The organism is Pedobacter alluvionis, assembly GCF_003664035.1.
In the GTDB taxonomy this organism is placed as follows: Bacteria; Bacteroidota; Bacteroidia; order Sphingobacteriales; family Sphingobacteriaceae; genus Pedobacter; species Pedobacter alluvionis.
On sequence record NZ_RCCK01000012.1, the window covers coordinates 523,552 to 539,435 of the forward strand.

General features: G+C 39.3%; 17 protein-coding genes. 5 read left to right on the forward strand and 12 right to left on the reverse strand.

What is annotated here, in order from left to right; translation table 11 throughout:
- Positions 1-142 precede the first annotated feature (142 nt).
- Both BCL90_RS16145 and BCL90_RS16150 read right to left on the reverse strand, forming a co-directional pair.
- The gene (locus BCL90_RS16145; protein ID WP_121285023.1) at positions 143-1,261 is read right to left on the reverse strand and encodes a FecR family protein; all 1,119 of its coding nucleotides are present in this window, start codon (positions 1,259-1,261) and stop codon (positions 143-145) included.
- A gap of 144 nt (positions 1,262-1,405) precedes the next feature.
- Positions 1,406-2,029: an RNA polymerase sigma factor gene (locus BCL90_RS16150; RefSeq protein WP_244095099.1), complete on the reverse strand. Its 624-nt coding sequence runs from the start codon at positions 2,027-2,029 to the stop codon at positions 1,406-1,408.
- Between the two features lie 270 nt (positions 2,030-2,299).
- Here BCL90_RS16150 and BCL90_RS16155 point away from each other — a divergent pair, with 270 nt between their 5' ends.
- A complete protein-coding gene (locus BCL90_RS16155; RefSeq protein WP_121285025.1) occupies positions 2,300-2,566 on the forward strand; it encodes a hypothetical protein in 267 nt (88 codons plus the stop codon).
- A 45-nt stretch (positions 2,567-2,611) separates the two neighbouring features.
- On the opposite strand, the gene BCL90_RS16160 is transcribed toward BCL90_RS16155, so the two are convergent.
- From BCL90_RS16160 to BCL90_RS16200, 9 genes are all read right to left on the reverse strand, one after another.
- Entirely contained in the window at positions 2,612-3,178 is a 567-nt protein-coding gene (locus tag BCL90_RS16160; protein ID WP_121285026.1) for a biliverdin-producing heme oxygenase, read from the reverse strand.
- 26 nt (positions 3,179-3,204) lie between these two features.
- Entirely contained in the window at positions 3,205-4,278 is a 1,074-nt protein-coding gene (locus BCL90_RS16165) for a TonB-dependent receptor plug domain-containing protein (RefSeq protein ID WP_121285027.1), read from the reverse strand.
- A 3-nt stretch (positions 4,279-4,281) separates the two neighbouring features.
- Complete coding sequence (locus tag BCL90_RS16170; protein ID WP_121285028.1) at positions 4,282-5,568, reverse strand: TonB-dependent receptor; 1,287 nt, start codon at positions 5,566-5,568, stop codon at positions 4,282-4,284.
- Between the two features lie 47 nt (positions 5,569-5,615).
- On the reverse strand, positions 5,616-6,893 hold the full coding sequence (locus BCL90_RS16175; protein WP_166792224.1) for a S41 family peptidase: 1,278 nt from the start codon (positions 6,891-6,893) through the stop codon (positions 5,616-5,618).
- Positions 6,894-6,899: 6 nt separating this feature from the next.
- Positions 6,900-7,877 carry a hypothetical protein gene (locus tag BCL90_RS16180; protein ID WP_134380676.1) on the reverse strand — a complete coding sequence of 326 codons (978 nt, stop codon included), beginning with the start codon at positions 7,875-7,877 and terminating at the stop codon, positions 6,900-6,902.
- A gap of 186 nt (positions 7,878-8,063) precedes the next feature.
- Entirely contained in the window at positions 8,064-8,651 is a 588-nt protein-coding gene (locus tag BCL90_RS16185) for a hypothetical protein (protein ID WP_134380679.1), read from the reverse strand.
- A gap of 90 nt (positions 8,652-8,741) precedes the next feature.
- Positions 8,742-9,707 carry a hypothetical protein gene (locus BCL90_RS16190; RefSeq protein ID WP_121285032.1) on the reverse strand — a complete coding sequence of 322 codons (966 nt, stop codon included), beginning with the start codon at positions 9,705-9,707 and terminating at the stop codon, positions 8,742-8,744.
- A 30-nt stretch (positions 9,708-9,737) separates the two neighbouring features.
- Positions 9,738-10,496 carry an HmuY family protein gene (locus BCL90_RS16195; RefSeq protein WP_121285033.1) on the reverse strand — a complete coding sequence of 253 codons (759 nt, stop codon included), beginning with the start codon at positions 10,494-10,496 and terminating at the stop codon, positions 9,738-9,740.
- Positions 10,497-10,503: 7 nt separating this feature from the next.
- A complete protein-coding gene (locus BCL90_RS16200; RefSeq protein WP_121285034.1) occupies positions 10,504-11,232 on the reverse strand; it encodes an HmuY family protein in 729 nt (242 codons plus the stop codon).
- 325 nt (positions 11,233-11,557) lie between these two features.
- Between BCL90_RS16200 and BCL90_RS16205 the strand changes: the two genes are divergently transcribed.
- From BCL90_RS16205 to BCL90_RS16220, 4 genes are read left to right on the forward strand one after another with little or no spacing between them, the layout of a single operon-like run.
- Entirely contained in the window at positions 11,558-12,400 is an 843-nt protein-coding gene (locus BCL90_RS16205) for a heme/hemin ABC transporter substrate-binding protein (RefSeq protein ID WP_121285035.1), read from the forward strand.
- The gene (locus BCL90_RS16210; RefSeq protein ID WP_121285036.1) at positions 12,400-13,443 is read left to right on the forward strand and encodes a FecCD family ABC transporter permease; all 1,044 of its coding nucleotides are present in this window, start codon (positions 12,400-12,402) and stop codon (positions 13,441-13,443) included. Before BCL90_RS16205 ends, BCL90_RS16210 begins: the two co-directional genes overlap by 1 nt.
- An 11-nt stretch (positions 13,444-13,454) precedes the next feature.
- The gene (locus BCL90_RS16215) at positions 13,455-14,342 is read left to right on the forward strand and encodes a heme ABC transporter ATP-binding protein (RefSeq protein ID WP_121285037.1); all 888 of its coding nucleotides are present in this window, start codon (positions 13,455-13,457) and stop codon (positions 14,340-14,342) included.
- A gap of 13 nt (positions 14,343-14,355) precedes the next feature.
- Complete coding sequence (locus BCL90_RS16220) at positions 14,356-14,706, forward strand: transcriptional repressor (RefSeq protein ID WP_121285038.1); 351 nt, start codon at positions 14,356-14,358, stop codon at positions 14,704-14,706.
- On the opposite strand, the gene BCL90_RS16225 is transcribed toward BCL90_RS16220, so the two are convergent.
- A complete protein-coding gene (locus BCL90_RS16225) occupies positions 14,687-15,667 on the reverse strand; it encodes a helix-turn-helix transcriptional regulator (RefSeq protein WP_121285039.1) in 981 nt (326 codons plus the stop codon). The genes BCL90_RS16220 and BCL90_RS16225 overlap by 20 nt on opposite strands.
- Between the last annotated feature and the right edge of the window lie 217 nt (positions 15,668-15,884).

Here is a 15,884-nt window from a genome sequence, read left to right on the forward strand (position 1 = left end):
TTTCTACCGGAAGCGTTGTCGCGCTTTCGGTTTTTTTTTAAGGTAGGATGCTAAATTTCTGGTAGTTTTTTCATCATAAAGTTTAGTTAGTTCGTGAATTGGTTGGTTGATTTCTTGGCTGTTTAAAGAAAGCCATTCTTGTTTAATTTCTTGTTACGGTAAGCACTTTGCCTTTTATATCAATATGAACGTGGTTAAGTTCTAATATTTCAAATACCTCTGCCAGGTTGCTGTTTCTAGGAATTTCGCCTACATATTTTTCTGTTGAAATTTTGCCCTGATAAACTACATCTACATCATACCAACGCGAAATCTGCCGCATAATGATTTGCAGATCATCATTATCAAAAGAGAAAATATTATTCTTCCAGGCCATTTCTTTGTCAAGATCAATCTGCTGATTGAGCGTTAATTTAGCTGTGCTTATATTTAGCTTCGATTGTTCGCCCGGGTGCAGCTTTACAGTGCCAGAGGCATTGCTCACTTTTACTGCTCCTTCTAAAAGCGTGGTTTTAACAAGAGCTTCATCCCTGTAGGCATTAATATTAAAATGCGTACCTAAAACTTCAACGGTTTGTGCATCTGTTTTTACCTTAAAAGGACGGGTATGGTCTTTTGAAACCTCAAAATAAGCTTCACCATTAAGTTCTACTACCCTTTCTTTTTTTGCAAAGGCATAAGGGTACTTTAATGTTGTGGCCGCATTAAGCCAAACTTTTGTTCCATCGGGCAGGCTTACCTGGTATTGTCCGCCACGAGGCGTGCTAATGGTATTTGAGCCTGTAACCGGTGCATTTGGAATTTCTTTAATGATGTATTCGAGTTGACCGTTTTTAGTCTTGTGGATGATGATACCGCTCTGGCTCGCAATCTGACCGTTTTTAGCATCATCCAGATTTACCACCGTTCCATCGGCCAGTGTTAACATCGCTTTATTTCCACCTGGAAGAATATCTTTTAATTCTGTTTTAGCTGTTACTGGAAGAGTACTACGACCTGTTATAAAATAGAGCCCTATGCTAAAGCATAAAATAATACTGGCCGCTATCGCAATGCGCTTAACCGTAACCAATTTTACAGATTGTCTTCCTGGTTTTAACCGATTCCATACTTCTTCTTTGCTGGTTTCAATCAGTAAATGATCAGGAGCCTCTTTTTGGAAAGGCAACTGAAGGTACCATGCTTCTACAACAGCGATTTCTTCGGGCGTACAATGGCCTGAACGGTATTTATCTAAAAGCTTTTTTGCATTTTTCTCCATTACAAAGAAATCTAGTTTAGTTGGTTAGTATATATACGGCGAAGCTATAGCCTTGGGGGTATCGAAAATTATTTTTTTTCAAATATATTTTCAATACAGCTTAATTTGAAGAGAAAAGTCTGAATTTAAGTCTTTTATGGCAGATTACCTATAGGTTTTTAAAAGGAAAGCAACATAAATAACTACTCCTAACCTCGATTTAAGAATTCGGAGCGCTTTTTTAACCTGCGTTTTGACCGTTAACTCAGAAAGCCCTAATTGGAGTGCAATTTCTTTATGTGATTTGTTTTCTTTACGGCTTAAAATAAATATTTCGCGCATTTTTGACGGCAAAGCATCAATTTCTTGCTCAATTAGTACTGCCATTTGCTTTTCACGCACCATATCATCAGTAGACAGATGATCCTGATCTATATAATCCTGCAAAGAATCAACGTATTTACTTTCTACTTTTTGATGCGCAAAGACATCCAGTACACGGTTACGCACTGCTGTATATAAATATGCTGATAAATTACCGTCAGGTGCTACCTGTAAACGTTTAACCCAAAGTGATTCGAATAACTGGTGTAATACATCCTTTGCTTCTTCATCATCATTTAAGCGTTTGTTGGCGTGAATGAAAAGCAGGCCATAAAAACGGTTGTAAATTTCAGTAAAAGCAAGCTCATCACCTTGAGTTAACAAGTATGCCAATTCGCTATCAGAATATGAACGGTAAACACGCATAGAGATAAACAAAGATAATACAAATACAATCGGTTTCATTGGCTTGTATCAGGGTATATCTTACTTATCTCTTGAAAGTTGTAACTTTTTACATGGAAATAGCGATTTTTAAAGCGAAAAAAGTAATTAAACAATTTTGGCAGGTTTAGTAAAGAAAAACAGTCATAAACTGGACAAACTTGATGCACAAAGCTAAAAATAGTGTGCAATCCAGGCTTATCTTTCAACACAAACACCAATAGATGAAGTTGAAGATTTGGTTTTGGTTGGTGGGATATTGACCGATGGATTAAAAGTTTTTAACCACAGATGCACACAGATCAACACGGATTTGATAGCTGTGTCCATCTTTTTTTATCTGTGGTTAAACATAAAACAGATAAGCCTGAATGCCTGCTGCAAAAAGTAGCAGGTGCAATCCAGGCTTATCTTTCAACACAAACACCAATAGATGAAGTTGAAGATTTGGTTTTGGTTGGTGGGATATTGACCGATGGATTAAAAGTTTTTAACCACAGATGCACACAGATCAACAGGGATTTGATAGCTGTGTCCATCTTTTTTATCTGTGGTTAAATTATTTCTACTTTTGCCTAAAGGAATTAACTTAATCACGTTGTATTAAACCGTACCTACCCGCTCTTTTTCGAAAACAGAAGCAAAATGTTTAAAGGTTTCGTTTGCTGCAACAATAGCCTCTTGTTCTTCTTGCTCAGTTTTTGCCTGTGCATTTAAAACAGCTATAAAATTGCCCCACATCATGCCAGTAGCTTCTCCATAACCCGAAAAGAAGGAAACACCTTTGGTTACCCCTCCTTTTTCGAGCATTTTAACAATAATGCTTCCGCCCATAATTGAACCCTCCAATACGTATAATGCGCCTAAAGCCTGTACGGCATTTTCAATTTTTGGTACAGTTGTAAATGGAAGATCAGTAATATCTACACCGAGTTCTAAAATATCAGCTTTAATATAGTCCGAATTTCTACGCTGGGCATAATCCGGTAAAACCGATGCCGTGATAAAAGGTTTAATCGTTGCCTCAATATGGCTGAAGTACGCAAAAAAATGTTTCAATAAATCTGCATAGTCCTGATTGCTTCTGATTGCTTTCAGCTTTAAAACAACCTGTTTCTCTAAATTCTGGTGTTCGGCTTTTGTAGCCTCTTTAATATTTGTACTTAACATGTTTTGTAATTTATGGTATTTGAAATTTAATCTTTATATAGTCGGTACGTTAAACCAGCCAGCAGTACGCGCCCCGGCTGTCCGGGCATTAACCGGTCAGTATAGTTTAAAATGTTATCTGCTGTAAGTCTGATGCTCAAATGCTGTTTCATTAATTTCTTTTCGAAAGCAGCATTAAACATAAAAAAACCATTTACAAAGGTGTCATAGCGATCGATAAAATGGTTTCCATTGCGGTCGCCAAAAGGATATTTACCCCTGTAATTTACGCGTATGTTTAAGCTGGCATCCCAGGGACGGTAATTATAAAAAGCTTTAAAATTGGCCATGTGACGCGATCTGTTTTCAATCCCCCAATAATCGGAAGGTTTTGGTGCATAGGAGTTTCCGGTTGCGGGATCATGGATATTCTGGTTATAAGGATAATGCCCGGTTTTAATGCTATCAATTACGCTTAAATCTTTCGCAATGAGGTATTGATAACCTGCACTCAATTCTAAATTTTTAAGCGGACTAATGGAAAAAGAAACATCTATACCTTTATTTACGGCCTCAGGAAGATTTTGATAGGTATAAATATTCCGGTTTCCGCTGCCCGTAGCTACCTGAATGCTGTTGATCTGGTTGCGTAAGGCGTGGTGAAAAATCCCTGCCTCTACTTTTATGTTTTCTTTAGGTTTCCACTCCAGACTTAAATTTAACGAAGTGCTTCTTTCTGCCTGTAAATTTTGATCCAGCTGATTTAGCAGAAATTGTCTGATCTCACTAATCTGTCCCTGAGCCTGCAGCTGATTTAGCGTTTGCCTCAATACTTCATTTCCAATAACCAGGTAATTTGCTGCTGGATTATAAAAAACAAGGTACCTCGATTTAAAATCGGGTGCTTTAAATCCTGTGCCTGCACCGGCCTTAAAGGTTAAAGTTGGGATAATTTTATACTGCAGGCCTAAACTGGGGTTAAGTTTACTGCCGTAGGTATTGGTTAAGTCGTAACGCAGCCCTGCAACCACCCCCAATTGTTTAGTGAGTTGCCAATCGCCCTGAAGAAAAGCAAAACCTGAACTTACTGAAGCTGGATTGGTTAGCGAAACATCATTCATACTTTAGATACTACTGCCCAAACCGCCTGTTAATTTAAGTTCATCGTTTACACCATAGGCAAACTGCTGTTCGAAACGGTGTAAGTTCTGTGCGAAAATATCTTTTGTAATGGAGCTATTGGTCTGTTGCCAATCTATACTTTGGTCTGACCGGAAATTAGTATAATAATAACGGCTCATGCTGCGCAAACCCGAACTAAAGTTATGGTCATATATGGCCGAAAGGTTTAAATCCTGCTCATCCTGACTGTCGCCTGAAATAATGCCCAAACCAAAATCTTTCGACATAAACGATTTTCGTAGTCCGTAGCGACCACTAAAACCAATCGTACTTTTTGGCGTTAGGCGGTAACGGATTCTCCCTTGCAAAGCATAATTGTCGTAAGGTGGTGCAGTAGTACCCTGTTGAATATATTTTGGATTGGTATTGAAACCGTCTGTCCGGTAATAATTTGCAGATACATTGGCCGATCCTCTTTGCGAGGCAAATGGCGTTTCTCCTTCGAGGGTAATATCGGCAATATTCAAACTTCCATAATTTGCGGCAACCGACGCCTGCGGCTGTAAAGCGCCATAGCGGGTTACGATATTAATCGCCCCGCCGAGCGCTTCGCTTCCAAAGAGACAGGAAGACGCACCTTTAATAATTTCAATCCGTTCGATATTGGAAACGCTGATCCTGGACAGATCAAAATTTCCACTGTTGCGGCCAACCATGGGCTGTCCATCAATTAAAATCATCACATATTCACTGCTAAAACCTTGCATCTGTACACCAACAGACCTTGCGCCACCACCAATGTTGTTTACTATGGCAATCCCGGTCTGTTCTTTCAATACCTCATCTAACCTCCTACTGCCCATTAATTCGATGGTTCGCCTGCTGATTACGGTAACAGGCATTGCACTGCGTTCTAACTTTAACAAGTTATCTGGAGCAGCACGGTTTTCGGATACGGCAACCTCGTTAAGTGCTCGTTCATCGTCTGATAGTTTAATTATTAAGTTATTTGCAGCCACAGAACCGATTTTAATATTGGCTTGATGATTGATTTTGCCGACCATACTCACGGTAATGTTATAGTTACCGGTAAATATCCTGTTGAAGCTAAAATTTCCTTTAGCGTCGGTTTCGCTGCTATGCCCGTCAGGCTCCAAACTTATGGTTGCACCACGCAAAGGTTTATCAAACTCATCGGTAACCTTGCCTTTTAAACTTCCATAATCTTGTGCGGTAACTGTTAAATGTAAAGTGACAAGAAGTAATATGATGGTGGATAGTTTAAACATTTTTAATTAGGTGTTATTATTTAGGATTAGGTTTTTACCTTTCCTGTTTATTTTCTTAATCGTAACCTGTTTTCAAGCATTACGCTTTCTACATTATTTATCGGTAAAATGTCAGCTTTAACATTGGCAATTTTACCTGTTGTGGCCAGTTTGTTTGCGGTTAGTGTTCTGGTTCCGTTAATCAGCGAAAGTGCGGTATTTAAGCACAGCTCATCCGGATCACCCAAAACCGGATTATCTATTCCTTTTATCATTACGTCTGGCTGCATACCTGTAAAATAATCAGACCAGCCATTGGCATTTTTAATCAAAAAACTGCTGAGGTAAACGCTGTACTGATCGATATTGATTCCAAAAAAGCCTACTGGTTTGCCATAGGTTTTCTCTCCGATCAGTTTCACATCAAAATAGGGTTTCAGACTGCTGATCAGCATTTCACTAGCCGAGGCGGTATTGCCTGAAACGATGAAATAAACGGATTGAATGGTTTGTAAACTTCCTTTTTTGTTAAATTTATAGGTATTGCCCGCAATGGTATAATCTACATCGGCCATGGTGGCACTCCGGCCATTGTAAACAGCTGTTTTTCCATTGGCATCTAAATAAGGTTGATGTTTTAGTATCGGAACGGTCCCATTCTGCATTGCTGGATTAAATGCCTCGCTGTACATTACTTTACCGTTCAGGCTGGATGGAACAATTAAATCGGCCACGTATTCTGCAGTTTCGAGATAACCGCCTCCGTTGCTCCGCAGGTCGATTATAATCACCTTTGGATTAGAAACTGCAAATTCTGCAAAAGTCTGATCTAAGGCCGCTTTACTACTATTTAATGAAGGGAACGAACTCAAAGCCAGATAAGCTACAAGCGTATTTCCATTGTTAATTACTTTACTGGTCAATACAGCAGCGTCTGGCTGTCCTATCCCCGCAGTGTTTCCAGGAATACTCCTTCCCAACTGAAGGTTAGAATATTTTGGATTCTCAAAGTAAACAGGTAATTCGTAAGGACTACCGGTAGCAACATTTATTTTAAGCTGCGAAATATCGAACAACTCTTTCCTGAAAGTGGTAATATCAGAACCGACACCTACATATTTTTGCCTCGGATTAAATTCGGCATAACCTGGCAGTGCCTCGTTCCATAAGTATACCTGTTTGGCATATAGAAAAATAGAATCTAGCGTAAACTGGGTACGCGTACCCGTTGTTGGCGAAACAATTTCTTCCGCATCATCAACAGAAACCTGTGCCTTTTTACAGGCAGAGGTTCCTGTTAGAATCAGCGTAAGAAGCGCGAAATATATCTTGAAATAATGTTGCACGATATACTAGTTAACAACAGTAATTATATCATCAAAATACCCTGAGGCTATACCAGCTGCATAATATTCTCCTGCAGGATAGTTATAGCTATATAAATCATAATTACCAGTGGGTAAATTATCGGGTACTTTTAATGTTAACTGACCTGTTTTGGTTTCCTTGATAATCAGGTCGTAAGTTTCTTTGGTGGCAGCATTGCGGATAGAAAATTTATTAACCAGTTCAATCCTGTTTGCGCCATTAAGTACAAACTCTTCGCCGAGTTTTAACGTGAGTTTTATCGCACTCAATTCTATAGGGGTAATGGCCGGGCGGCTATCAGTTACACCGAATGTACGTTCAAAAACCACACTTCTCTGTCCTGATACGATTTTTAATTGATAGGTGCCATCCGGTACGGTATTATCAACTGTTACGCTGAGTGCAATTGGTGTTATTGTTGCAATGGCAATTTCTTTTTCGGTATTATTAGCCGTATTTACCAAAAAAGCTTTGGTTTGTTCTTTATTGGCAATAATATTATCGCCGGTAACATTAATATTGCTCCCTCTGTTTACAAAATTTTTAGTGTTATATACCGAAATCCCCGAAGAGATATTAATCTTAAGCAGCGGCTGATTGATCACTTTTTTGATCAGGTACTCTTTGGTTGTACCATTTTGCGCGGTTACCACAAACCTGGTTGTTTCTTTAAAAGCCACACTTAGGCCCGAAGCAGGACTAACATTTGCCCTTTCTGATACCACGATGGTAGGCACAATATTATCTGGCACAGCCTGACCTGATGGCCAGTATATGATTAGGTTCTTTTCGTCGATTACAGCCTTCAATGGATTTCCGTGTGCATCTTTTATTGTAAAGCTTACAATATCGGCATAAGGAAAATCTTCGTATTCTTTTTTGCAGGCACTAAACAGGCTTAGTAAACAAAAAAGAAAAAGGTAGTATGAGCTGGCAGAGAAGCGTTTATATGTTGTATTCATAATCAATTATTGTTAGATTTGCATTTTTAGCGCCCGCAAATATGGTTTTACCCAAGGCTATATTTTTAAAACGATTCGGGATTATTCCCTTATTTGGGTTTATTTATGATTTTTAGGGACGATAAGTCGTGTTTTCGTCCCTTTTTTATCTTTTTAATTAAGGATTTTCTTTGATTAAACTACTCCTTATTTTAATCTCTTAGTGTGGAAATTAACGGTTGTATTGTAAGTACCAGAAGTAGTTACACCATCAAGCTGAACCACATAAAGCCTGGTTGAACCAGCAATTGTAGAACCATTACCTACAACAGCATATCTTTGCGCCACAGGAGTAATGGTACGGTTAACCCTATCGTAATTATACCATCCAACTACAGTTGTGCTATTGCTACCCAAAGTACTAATTGCACCCAATGTAACCGAAGAAACATCGGTTAACGTAATGCCGGTAACATTGGTTACAGAAGGAGAATCGTAATAACCAAGGCTATTTGTTCCTGCAATGGTAATGTTCCCGTTAAAGTTGCTGTCGAAATTAACCTGGTTTCCAGAACTTGCAACAACATTGTTCAATAAATCGTAACCAACCGCAGTCCACGAAGTAGGTGAAGTTGATGAATTGGTTACCACACCTGCTTCGGTATCGCCTACCGCAAGGGCAGCAGTTGTATTTTGTAAAGCAAGTTTGTTATCTGGTTGAACGGCTTCTTTTTTACAGGCGGTTCCTAATATGGCTAAAGTTGCAATTGCGAACGTAAGTTTTAAAAATTTCATTTTCATTTTTTTTAGATTTATGATTTTTGTTATATAAATGGGAATAATCTTCCCGAATCGTTTTTCATGATTGAATAATAAAATAGGCTGTTATTTTGCAATTACGGTAACCGCCCAGTTTAGCGTGAGCAGTGGCCATGTTCCAAAAGCGGCTGTTGGTGTATATACCCCAGGCGGAACGGTATCAGGAACATGGATCGTAGCCTCTGTACGGTTGTAGGAAACAATAGGCAAAAGTGTTTTCTGGCCGTTAACCATAATATAAAACTCATTAAAGTCGTTAAATACAATGCCTCCCGTAACGATTTTAAATGTTTCGCCCTGTTTTACCGTAACAGGCCCATAATTTATCCCTGGCCTGCCATAAACTACCTTTACCGGATACTTCATTTCGGCGGTTAAGGCCTGTACTTTTACCCTTACCTTATAAGTTCCGGCATCTAAAGTTTGTGGAACCTGTAGATAGCCATAAGTATAGGTCTTAACACCACCTATCATGGCTACCGATACACCTGGCGTTCCAAGCGAAAGGCTAGGCGTTAACTCATATTCCTTATCGTTTTTATCAACCAAAAAGGCTTTGATCTTTTTAAGGTCAGAAACATTAAAATTACCCTGAACTCTTATATCATAAGTACCAATGGCTATCGTATAGGTTGCAGCCGCAATTGATAATTCAGTTAATACCAATGGCGAGATCTGATTTAGTTTGATAATCAGTTTATAGGTTGAAGTACTTTGATCAGCGCCTATAACAGTATAGGTCTTTTGGGTATTTAATACATCTACCGGTGCAAGCGTTTCGCTCAGTTTAGCTCCTGCCGAAAGTTTGATTGCAGGTTCGATTACATCCAGTTCATAATAATAAGGTAAGTAAAGTGTAATCGTTTTATCAGTCTCATCAATGGCACCGAAAATGTTTCCATCCGATACGGCAACCTTAAACTCGGTGATTTTATTTGCCGGAAGTGGGTCCAGACCAATTGTTTTTTTGCAAGCAGCAAGCGTAGCAGCTGTTATTAAAAGGCAAAGCAGTTGCGTTAATTTATTTTTCATTTTAATACTTGTATTGATTTATTTGTAGGTTTATTTGATTTCGAATTTGGTGCTTCCTTTTGGCACAATGACGTATTCAAAAGTGAAATACATGTGCGGTGTTGTTCTGAACCATTTATCGGCAGTAAAAGCATCTTTATAACAACTAATCATTTTAATCTTGGCATAATCGCCCTTGGCCGTACGGATGATAATCGTTCTTTTCTCAGGCATGGCATAAGCCACATGTTGTTTATCATAACTTCCATCTCCCCTTTTGGTGCCCCCAAAATCGTACAGGTACCAACCAATGCCTTCTCCAAAATCGCCTTCATTGTCGGTTCCGATAAATTTGTTGATGCTTAATGCAGCATCTGCAGGCACATCAACTACCTGGTCAAATGGCTTTTCCAAAATGGCAATAGCACCCGAACCTGTGCTTCCCGATCCTAAACTTGTTGATGACTGACCGTTGTTGGGGCTTAAAAAGCTATTATAAAGGCCGTTAAAGCCAACATCCCAGCGATTGGTTTTGGCATATAGCAGGGGTACTATTTCTTTTGTTTCCAGGCTGAACAGCACAGCTGTTGGTGGTACGGTTGGATTGGCATCATCCGTTTCTACAGCAAGGTTTTCGATACGCTGTAATTTATAATATGCTGTACCGCCCTCTGTTTTGGTCGGTATTTCTTTTCCAGGCTCCGGAGGAATAACCTCATCTTTTTTGCATCCCGTAAAGAGTACAGCCAGCACTAAAAAGGTTGATGCCCATTTAAACAGCACTTTATTTATTATCGTAATATTCTTCATTTTTCAATTACTTGGTCTGTAAATTTTTACTTCCATCCTGCTGTACGTAATATTTAAAAGTATAATAAGGCGCAGGCCAGTTTAAATCGGTAACACTGGGCGGATTGCCTTTATAGGTGTTAATTAATTGTAGTTTGGCATATTTACCATCAGGTAACCTAATGGCGTAAGTGCGGTTAGGTATAGCCTGCATAATGTGCGAACTAAGGCTATAGAAAAACCATCCGGATGAGGTTGCGGACGATGCCCAGCCGATTTTAGTTACTTCGCTCGCACTAAAAGCCTGATCAGAAGGGGCCTGATTAACAGTGTCGTAACTTTGCTCAAGCATGATAACCGCACTTTTAGCCGTTCCGCCATAACCGGGGTTAAATTGATAATCTTTATCATTTACATAAACCTCGCTATTGTAGGGGCCAGTAAAGGCGAGGTCCCAGTCTTTTGTTTTTAGCCATTGTGCCGAATCAGCTGCATTACGGATCCAGATCTGTTTTTGATCTTTAAGGCGAAAAAGAAAAGTATAAAATGCACGGACTTCTTTGCCTGGCGTTCCATTTCCCATGGCTGCCTGTGTATCGCCAGCCAGATCGGTTACCACAATACTCTTACCGTCCTGTAAAACTTCGTTTGGATCGGGCTCATCTTTTTTACACGAACCAAGGGAGAGCACCAATAACAAAAAACCAACAGCTAAAACTGTTCTTCTCTTTACTGGTCGGCTATTTATATACTTCATTACAAATATTATTTTTAATCATTCTAAATAAGAATATTGCAAACATCCATATTGTCCCCGATAAATGGTTTGTGCAATCCGTATTTTAATTTGTGCAATCCGTATTTTCTTTTGTTCAAAGCGTATTATTTATCACCAGTTTTAACTAAGATATATTGGTTACCTGATCTAAAAATAATCATAAATAATTGAAAAACAGATGGATAATAAAACAAAAAATCAAAATAGGTATTAAAAATTTCAATCTTGGTAAATATCTTGCCCCTCTAATTACTTGTATTTAGATTAATTAAACACTTTTTTTGCTCCTATAACCATCACTTACATGAGGATTAAAAAGTATTATATTCTATTGATTATCGTTTATTTTTTTAGCGCTAAGCAATATGTTGTTGCACAGGCGAAGCGCATCATTACCTTAAGCAGTGCCATTAGTGAAACGGTGAATGCATTGGGTTATGGCAAAAATATTCTGGCTACTGATGTAACCAGTGTATGGCCAGAAGAGATCAACAGATTGCCTAAAGTGAGCAGAAACCGTTCTTTTTCTGTTGAAAGTATTGCCGCTTACCGTCCAGATCTTATTTTGGTACCTGAAGGAGATTTTTCTAAAGAAAACCTTTACCAATTTAAATCATTGGGTATCCGGGTGGTTGCCATTCGTCAGGAATTTTCTGTTCAGGGTGCAACAAAATTTATCAGGCAAATTGCTGCTGCCATAGGCGATAAGGCACGCGGAGAACAACTGGTGCAAAAAACAGTAAGTAACATCAATACCACTTTAAGTCAGCTAAAAAAAGGCAATAAAAGCCCGAAGGTTTTATTTATTTATGCACGGGGCGTTGGCACCATGAATGTAGCCGGCAAAGGCAGCAGCATAGATGAGATTATTAAACTGGCCGGAGGCAAAAATGCCATTCAGGAGTTTAGCGACTTTAAACCTTATACCACCGAAGCACTGATTAAAAGCAATCCGGATGTGATTTTAATGTTCGATTTCGGATTAAGCAGTTTAGGTGGAAGAACAGCCTTTTTAGATCTCCCTGGTGTAAGTTATACCAATGCTGGAAAAAATAAAAAGATCGTAGAAATGAACGGACCTTTGCTCATCAATTTCAGTAATCGTTTACCCGAAGCCATTAAAGCACTAAATAACCGTATTTTATAATGAAAGTAACTGTTATTTATACCTGCCTTAGTGTAGGTTTATTGGTTTCCATCTGTTTTTCCTTAGCCTTGGGTGCCATGCGCATTCCCATAAAAGAAGTGATCGACACGCTAACCCATTCCATGGGATTTTCTGTTTTTGGCAGTGCCGATCACGGTATAAATGAAGGGGTAATTATGATGATCAGGCTGCCCCGCACCTTAATGGGTGTACTGGTTGGTGCTGCTTTGGGCATTTCTGGTGCAGCCATACAAGGAATATTCAGGAATCCATTGGCCGAACCCAGTTTGGTAGGTATATCGGCTGGGGCATCGTTAATGGCGGTTTTGATTATTGCTTTCGAAACAATTTTATTTTCCAGTTTGAGTCAGCTGCTGGGTTATTACCTTTTGGCCTTTGGCGCTTTTGCCGGTGCAGGTATTACGGCTATGTTGGTGTACAATCTTTCCAAAATCAATGGACAGGCCAATGTTTCGACCATGTTGCTCGCGGGTATTGCCATCAATGCAATGGCAGGCGCTTTAACCGGATTGGTTACTTACCTGGCCGATGAACAAAAACTCAGGAGCATTACCTTCTGGATGATGGGCAGCCTGGGTGGGGCAACCTGGCAAAATGTAAGCTGCTTGTTTCCTTTTGTACTTATCCCTTTAATCGGGCTCCCATTTTTAGCCAAAGGTTTAAATCTATTTGCCATTGGAGAAAATCAGGTAGAATTGATCGGCTTGAATCCCAACCGCATTAAAATATTGGTGGTGGTATTGGCTACCATGGCCGTTGGTGCTTCTGTTGCCGTTTCGGGCATTATCGGTTTTATTGGCTTACTCATCCCTCATCTTACACGTTTGTTGGGTGGTGTTGATCATCGTTTTGTGCTTCCTGTTTCGGCATTAATGGGTGCATTGGTACTTACATTGGCTGATATGGTTTCGAGATTGATTGTGCAACCAATCGAATTGCCGATTGGCGTGGTTACTGCTTTAATGGGTACGCCCATATTTTTATATATCCTCATTAAAGACAAAAAGAAATTAGTTAATTAAATAATCGGTTTATGCTCAGAGTAGAATCCATCAGCTATAAATTAAACAACAGGCCGCTATTAAAAGATATTTCGTTTAGTATCAGGCCAGGCGAAATGGTTGCACTTTTAGGGTCGAACGGTGCAGGCAAGTCTACCTTAATGCGCTTGCTTTCTGGTGAACGAAAGCCTGATAGCGGGCGGATTATGTTATGCGGAGCAGATATTAAAGATTACAACCGAAAAACGTTGGCTACCAAAAGGGCTTATCTACAGCAGCACAATCCTATTACCATGGCCTTTACTGTGAAAGAAATCGTGATGATGGGCCGTTATGGTTTTAAAAGTTTATCATCGGCAAAAAATGATCAGCTCGCACTTTCCGAAACGATGGAAATCTGTGGATTAACGAACCTTGCAGACCGGTCGATGTTAAGCCTTTCGGGAGGTGAACAGCAACGTGTACACCTGGCAAGGGTTCTGGCCCAGTTGTGGAACAATAAAGATTCGGTATTGCTCCTGGATGAACCGACCAACAATATGGATCTTCAGTTTCAGCACCAAACCCTTTCCATAGCCGCTGCCATGGCAAAAAAAGGTTACATGGTTGTTGTAGTGCTGCATGAAGTTAACCTGGCCGCGCAGTATGCCAGCCGCATTATTATTTTAAAAGATGGTAGAAAATGGTGGGATGGAACGCCTGTACAGGTACTTACCCCTCAGCATTTGTATACCGCATTTGGCATCCATGCACAGGCGTATACAGACCAAAGCAGCCTAAAAACGGTTATTGTACCAAAGGAAGTTAAACTCGATGCCGGAAAATTTAACAGCAATCTGAAAACGACACAACAGCCCATATATAAGTTAAAAACTATCGAAACCGATGAATTAATGAACCTCCAATCTGTAAAGATTTAAATCTCCGCTACCTATGGAAAACATTCAAAAACTACTTAATACCGCACAAACTATTAGCCAGTTACCAGATTCAACATGTACCGACGCATTTAAAGAAACGCTTTTAAAAACAATAAATGATTACTGTAAATTAAAACGCCTGGCCTTTTCCGAAAAAAGATTACGGATTGCGTTTAAACTGATGGAGGTAAGCGATTTTATTCATCCCGAATCACTTTGGCTAATGCTTAAGGAAGATAAAACACCCATCAGCATCGGTTGTGTATATACCAACCTAAAGCTAATGGAAGCAGCAGGTATAGCGGAAGCGCAAAGTGCAGGATCGAGACTAATCCTGTATAAGATCAGAGCCGTACATCACTAGGCAAAATGCCGTAGTATTTTTTGAAAGCATTGGTAAAACTGGCCTGATGTTTAAAACCAATGTTTACGCCTACCTCGTACATATTTTTGCCTTCTTCTAAAATCAATCTTTTGGCCTCTTCCATTCTTAAACGGGTTACAAAATCGTAAATGGTACTGCCAAAATATTTTTTAAAACCTGTTCTCAGTTTAAATTCATTAAGCAGGATCATTTTAGAAAGCTGCTTATGGGTTGGCGGATCAATATAATCACGTTCCAGAATTTCCCTGGCTTCTTCAAGTTTTGGGATATCGCGATCAAGTAGCGCTTCTTTACCGCCTTGTATATGCTGACTAAATTGTTCCAGTTGATACATAATCAGTTCAGTAATCCTGGCATCGGTAAACAGGCGTTTCAATTCCCCGTCCTGCCTGCAGGTAACAATCGCTTCGATTGATCTGCGCATTTCCGGTGTCATAAAAAGATCGTGTTCGGCAAAAGAGGTCGATATCCCTTTTTCAATCTCCTGCACAAATTGCTCATGCAACGGAGAATACAAATCCACTAAACGTAAATAATAATCTTTAGAGAGTACAATTAAAAAATATACAAATTCTACATCGGGTTTAACATCGTAAGCTTCTTTTGCCGAGGGGATATAGCGGATATTATGCCTGCTCAGGCCATATTTAGCCGATTGTTTACCTGAAGCGTCCGAACCGTTTTTATTACTAAAAATAAACTGACAGGTAATGGCCTCTCCTTCTACCTCGGTAAGGATCCTGGCAGGTCCATCAAATTTCATTTCAGAATGCACCAAAAAGAGACCATTGGTAGAGAGCTGATAATTTTTAATGCCTACCGGCGCATCTTTAATCGTTATCGATTTTTCGGATAATCGGTGATCGAGAACATACTTATCTGGAATTTCTTCCATGAACAGAAAATCTTTCTGATGCTCTATTCTTGCCTTTACAATCATTTCCGGTCTGGGTTAATGTTAAAGACAAATATAATAATATTATTTATATCAATTCTAAATAAGAATGATTATTCTACATTCTTTAAGGAGAATGATGTAAAATGGAAGATGTTTTCTAGCCCTGTTCGTTTTCGAACGAAAACCGTTCAATTATGGACATGTTTTGTTTTGGTTTTCTAAAAAGAGAGTCAGAAATAGCTTTAGAGCCATACTTTCC

What these genes read in the sequence shown, in the direction of transcription:
- BCL90_RS16205 (WP_121285035.1), top strand. Translation starts at nt 11,558, where the DNA reads ATGAGGATTAAAAAGTATTATATTCTATTGATTATCGTTTATTTTTTT.
- BCL90_RS16160 (WP_121285026.1), bottom strand. Translation starts at nt 3,178, where the DNA reads ATGTTAAGTACAAATATTAAAGAGGCTACAAAAGCCGAACACCAGAAT.
- BCL90_RS16220 (WP_121285038.1), top strand. Translation starts at nt 14,356, where the DNA reads ATGGAAAACATTCAAAAACTACTTAATACCGCACAAACTATTAGCCAG.
- BCL90_RS16190 (WP_121285032.1), bottom strand. Translation starts at nt 9,707, where the DNA reads ATGAAAAATAAATTAACGCAACTGCTTTGCCTTTTAATAACAGCTGCT.
- BCL90_RS16145 (WP_121285023.1), bottom strand. Translation starts at nt 1,261, where the DNA reads ATGGAGAAAAATGCAAAAAAGCTTTTAGATAAATACCGTTCAGGCCAT.
- BCL90_RS16200 (WP_121285034.1), bottom strand. Translation starts at nt 11,232, where the DNA reads ATGAAGTATATAAATAGCCGACCAGTAAAGAGAAGAACAGTTTTAGCT.
- BCL90_RS16170 (WP_121285028.1), bottom strand. Translation starts at nt 5,568, where the DNA reads ATGTTTAAACTATCCACCATCATATTACTTCTTGTCACTTTACATTTA.
- BCL90_RS16165 (WP_121285027.1), bottom strand. Translation starts at nt 4,278, where the DNA reads ATGAATGATGTTTCGCTAACCAATCCAGCTTCAGTAAGTTCAGGTTTT.
- BCL90_RS16180 (WP_134380676.1), bottom strand. Translation starts at nt 7,877, where the DNA reads ATGAATACAACATATAAACGCTTCTCTGCCAGCTCATACTACCTTTTT.
- BCL90_RS16150 (WP_244095099.1), bottom strand. Translation starts at nt 2,029, where the DNA reads ATGAAACCGATTGTATTTGTATTATCTTTGTTTATCTCTATGCGTGTT.
- BCL90_RS16210 (WP_121285036.1), top strand. Translation starts at nt 12,400, where the DNA reads ATGAAAGTAACTGTTATTTATACCTGCCTTAGTGTAGGTTTATTGGTT.
- BCL90_RS16225 (WP_121285039.1), bottom strand. Translation starts at nt 15,667, where the DNA reads ATGATTGTAAAGGCAAGAATAGAGCATCAGAAAGATTTTCTGTTCATG.
- BCL90_RS16195 (WP_121285033.1), bottom strand. Translation starts at nt 10,496, where the DNA reads ATGAAGAATATTACGATAATAAATAAAGTGCTGTTTAAATGGGCATCA.
- BCL90_RS16215 (WP_121285037.1), top strand. Translation starts at nt 13,455, where the DNA reads ATGCTCAGAGTAGAATCCATCAGCTATAAATTAAACAACAGGCCGCTA.
- BCL90_RS16185 (WP_134380679.1), bottom strand. Translation starts at nt 8,651, where the DNA reads ATGAAATTTTTAAAACTTACGTTCGCAATTGCAACTTTAGCCATATTA.
- BCL90_RS16155 (WP_121285025.1), top strand. Translation starts at nt 2,300, where the DNA reads ATGCACACAGATCAACACGGATTTGATAGCTGTGTCCATCTTTTTTTA.